The sequence below is a fragment of the Parvibaculum sp. genome (genome assembly GCF_049672805.1).
GTDB lineage: Bacteria > Pseudomonadota > Alphaproteobacteria > Parvibaculales > Parvibaculaceae > Parvibaculum.
Genome location: NZ_JBATWS010000424.1, coordinates 1 through 3,995, shown reverse-complemented (window position 1 = coordinate 3,995; position 3,995 = coordinate 1). Strand labels below are relative to the sequence as shown.

Here is a 3,995-nt window from a genome sequence, read left to right as displayed (position 1 = left end):
GGTAAACATCTTGCCCGGCGAGGGAAAGGCCGCAGCGCGCTTCGAGCACCGCCAGCACCATGGAAAGCCGCCCGCTATCCCAGCCCACAACCGCCCGGCGCGGTGTGCCGAGCGAGCTTTGTGCGGTCAGCGCCTGTATTTCGACAAGAACGGGCCGCGTCCCCTCAATGCCCGCAAAGACGGCCGAGCCGCTGGTGCCGCCATCGCGCTCGCCAAGAAAGAGGGCAGAGGGGTTCGGCACTTCCGCGAGCCCCTTTTCGCCCATTTCAAAGACGCCGATCTCATTGGCAGGTCCGAAGCGGTTTTTCACCGCCCGGAGAATGCGGAACTGGTGCCCCCGTTCGCCCTCGAAATAGATCACCGCATCGACCATATGCTCTACCACGCGAGGGCCGGCGATCTGGCCTTCCTTCGTCACATGGCCGACCAGAATGATGGCTGTGTTGTTCTTCTTGGCAAAGCGCACCAGCTCCTGCGCCGATGCGCGCACCTGCGCCACCGTGCCGGGCGCGCTGTCCAGCGTGTCGGACCACATGGTCTGGATCGAGTCGATCACCACCGCATCGGGTGCCTTCCCGCTATCAAGCGTGCCGATAATGTCTTTGAGGTTCGTCTCCGCGCCAAGCTGCACAGGCGCATCGGCGAGGCCGAGCCTGCGCGCCCGCATCCGCACCTGCGCAATGGCTTCTTCGCCGGAGATATAGACGACGGAATGGCCGCGCGATGAAAGTGCCGCCATCACCTGAAGCAGAAGCGTCGATTTGCCGATACCGGGGTCACCGCCAATGAGCAGGGCTGAACCCGGCACAAGCCCGCCGCCCGTTACCCGGTCAAACTCGCCAAGGCCGGTGACATGGCGCGGCGGCTCCGCGCTTTCGCCGCTCATCGCGACGAGCTGGATCTGGCGGCCCTTGCCCTTGAGTGCCTTGGCGGCAGGACCGGCGCCCACGCCCCCGCTCGCACCCGCTTCCTCGACAATGGTGTTCCACTCACCGCAGCTCTCGCAGCGTCCCGCCCAGCGGGCAGTGGCCGCGCCACAGGACTGGCAGACATATGAGCGGGTAGGGCGGGCCATGGGACCGGGCGTTTCTCTTTATCTGTGGAGCCGTGCCGATAGTGCTAGGGCTTCAGCACTTCCATCCGGATCGGGCCTTCGGCGCGGCCATGGATGAACTGATCGACGAATTCGTTGCCGCTATTGTCCACTTCCTCGCGCGTGCCGGACCAGATGATCTTGCCCTTGTAGATCATCGCTACGCGATCCCCGATCTTGCGCACACTCGCCATGTCATGCGTGATCGAAAGTGTCGTCGCGCCGAGATCCTTCACGCTGTTCACAATGAGATTATTGATGACGTCAGCCGTGATCGGATCAAGGCCCGTGGTCGGCTCGTCGAAGAAGATGATCTCGGGTTCCGTTGCAATGGCGCGAGCAAGGCCCACGCGCTTCTGCATGCCGCCGGAAAGTTCTGCGGGATAAAGATCACCCACTTCCGCGCTCAGTCCCACCTTGGCGAGCGTTGCAATGGCGATGTCCTTCGCCTGTTTGCGCTTCATCTTGCGGCCCTGAATAAGACCGAAGGCCACATTCTCCCAGACGGGCAGGCTGTCAAACAGCGCAGCGCCCTGAAAGAGCATGCCGAACTTGCGCAGCACCTGTTCACGCTCACCGGCATCCATCTTCAGGACGTTTTTTCCGTCCACAAAAATCTCGCCGCTATCGGGACGGATGATGCCGAGCACGCATTTGATCATCACCGACTTGCCGGTACCCGACCCGCCGATCACAACGAGCGACTCGCCTTTCGGCACGGTGAGGTTGATGCCGTCCAGCACAACTTTCTTGCCGAAGCGCTTATAGACATTCCTGAGTTCGATCTTCGCCTCGCTCATGACACGTCCCTCAATTCGCAAACAGAAGCGACGTCATCACATAGTTCGCCGCGAGGATCAGGATGGATGCCGTCACCACGGCGTTCGTCGTCGCGCGGCCAACGCCCTGCGCGCCGCCCTTCGAGTTGAAGCCGTGGAAGCAACCCATGATCGCAATGATGAAGCCGAACACGCCTGCCTTGATGAGACCGGAAACGACATCATCATATTTCAGGAAGTCGACCGTGTTCTTGATATAGACGCCGGCGTTGAAATCGAGCGTCTGTGTGCCAACGACAAAACCGCCCATGACGCCGATGATGTCGGCAACGAAGACGAGGGCAGGCAGCGTCACCACAGCCGCCACTACGCGCGGCACCACAAGGTACTTGTAAGGGTTGGTAGAAAGCGTCGTCAGCGCGTCGATCTGCTCGGTCACGCGCATTGTTCCAAGCTCGGCTGCAATCGCCGCCGAAACACGCCCCGCTACCATCAGGCCGCCGAGCACCGGGCCAAGCTCGCGCGTAATGCCGAGCGCAACGATGGTTGCGACAATCGACTCCGAGTTGAAGCTGTTGCCGCCATAATAGATCTGCAACGCCAGCGCGCCGCCCGTGAAGAAGGCCGTCAGCGCCACAACCGGCAGCGAGAAATAGCCGATGCGAAGCATCTGCTGCGCGATCAGCCGCCAGAAGAAGGGCGGGCGCACTATGTGCGTGATAGCGTTCCACACAAAGCGTGAGAGAGCGCCGATCTCGGCAAGGGTGGAAAGCACCACCCGCCCGATGATTGCGAATACGTTCACGCCTTCCCCCTGCCTGTCGCGCCGTCTGTTCCGTTCGAGCTTTTATATCGCCGCATATATCTCGTACCCAAAGCCGTCAGTATCTCATAGCCGATCGTACCTGCCCGAAGCCCCACATCATCCACGCTGATATGCGAGCCGATCAGTTCCGCCATATCACCACGCTTCACTGTGCCTTCTGGCAGGTGGGTGATGTCCACACTCGTCATATCCATCGAGATGCGGCCCGCAACCGGCGCGATCTCCCCGCCAATGTAAACGCGTCCGCCTGATTCGCCCCCCATTCCCTCTGCTGGCGGGTGAGAAAGCGAGCGGAGATAGCCATCTGCATAGCCCATCGCCAGAACAGCAATGCGGGCAGGACTGTCTGTTTTCCAACTTGCGGCATAGCCTACACCCTCACCGGGCGCCACATTCCGCACCGAGAGAACCCGCGCATGGGCACTCACCACGGGGTGAAAGGGGTTTGGCTTCTGCGCAAAGGGGGTGCCGCCATAAAGGCCGATACCGGGCCTCACCAGGTCGAAATGAAAATCGGGGCCGAGAAAGATGCCGCCCGTATTGGCAAGGCTCGCGCGTGCCTTCGGAAAGCGCGAACGGAGTTTCTCGATTACCGCGCGGAAGCGGGAAAGCTGCTCTCTGTTCTGCGGATGGTTCCCGTCATCCGCACAAGCGAGATGGCTTATGATGATCGAGACTTCCAAGCCCGCCGTCAGCGAGGGATCACCAGCGATCTGTGCCGCATCTTCGACGCTCATGCCAAGCCGATTCATGCCTGTGTCGAAATGGAGAGCGGCAGGAAGGGGGGCGCCCGCCGCACGCCATTCGGCAAGCTCGCCCCTTGAGTTGAGAACCGGGCGCAGGCGTGCCTCCGCATAAAGCGTGGCGGCACCGGGAAAGAGCCCGTCCAGAATGTAGATATCCGCCTCCGGCAGAACGCCCCGAAGCGTCCGTCCTTCCAGTGGTGTGGCAACGAAAAAGATGCGGCAACCCTCGGCCGCCAGTCGCCGCGCCACCGGCTCGATACCGAGCCCGTAGGCATCAGCCTTCACGACAGCGGCAACTTCCGTGTTGCCTGCTTCGTGGCGCAGCAAAGCGTAATTTGCCGCCAGAGCGTCGAGATCGACAGTCAGCACCGCGCTCGCAACACCGTTCTCCGGCGCCGCGCTTCCGTCTCTCTCGCTTATCAGATTTGCATCAGGCAGGGCTCGCCCCTCTTCAAAAGGCCCGCTGGTCCAGCGTCCCCTGATCATAGCGTATCGCAAGGGAAGCGGAAGTTGCTGCAGATCTAAAAGGTTAATGGGGCGGATTTATGGGC

At 61.4% G+C, this 3,995-nt stretch carries 4 protein-coding genes; all 4 read right to left on the bottom strand.

Features of this window, described 5'->3' with window-relative positions; genetic code table 11:
• Positions 1-1,075 (bottom strand): DNA repair protein RadA (gene radA, locus WBF74_RS13140; protein ID WP_424440643.1); only part of this gene is annotated, 1,075 nt, incomplete at its 3' end.
• A 44-nt stretch (positions 1,076-1,119) separates the two neighbouring features.
• The gene (locus WBF74_RS13135) at positions 1,120-1,893 is read right to left on the bottom strand and encodes an ABC transporter ATP-binding protein (protein ID WP_424440641.1); all 774 of its coding nucleotides are present in this window, start codon (positions 1,891-1,893) and stop codon (positions 1,120-1,122) included.
• Between the two features lie 10 nt (positions 1,894-1,903).
• The gene (locus WBF74_RS13130; protein WP_424440639.1) at positions 1,904-2,677 is read right to left on the bottom strand and encodes an MlaE family ABC transporter permease; all 774 of its coding nucleotides are present in this window, start codon (positions 2,675-2,677) and stop codon (positions 1,904-1,906) included.
• Positions 2,674-3,930, bottom strand: coding sequence for an alanine racemase (alr, locus tag WBF74_RS13125; RefSeq protein ID WP_424440637.1), 1,257 nt, complete (start codon positions 3,928-3,930; stop codon positions 2,674-2,676). Before alr ends, WBF74_RS13130 begins: the two co-directional genes overlap by 4 nt.
• Positions 3,931-3,995 lie beyond the last annotated feature (65 nt).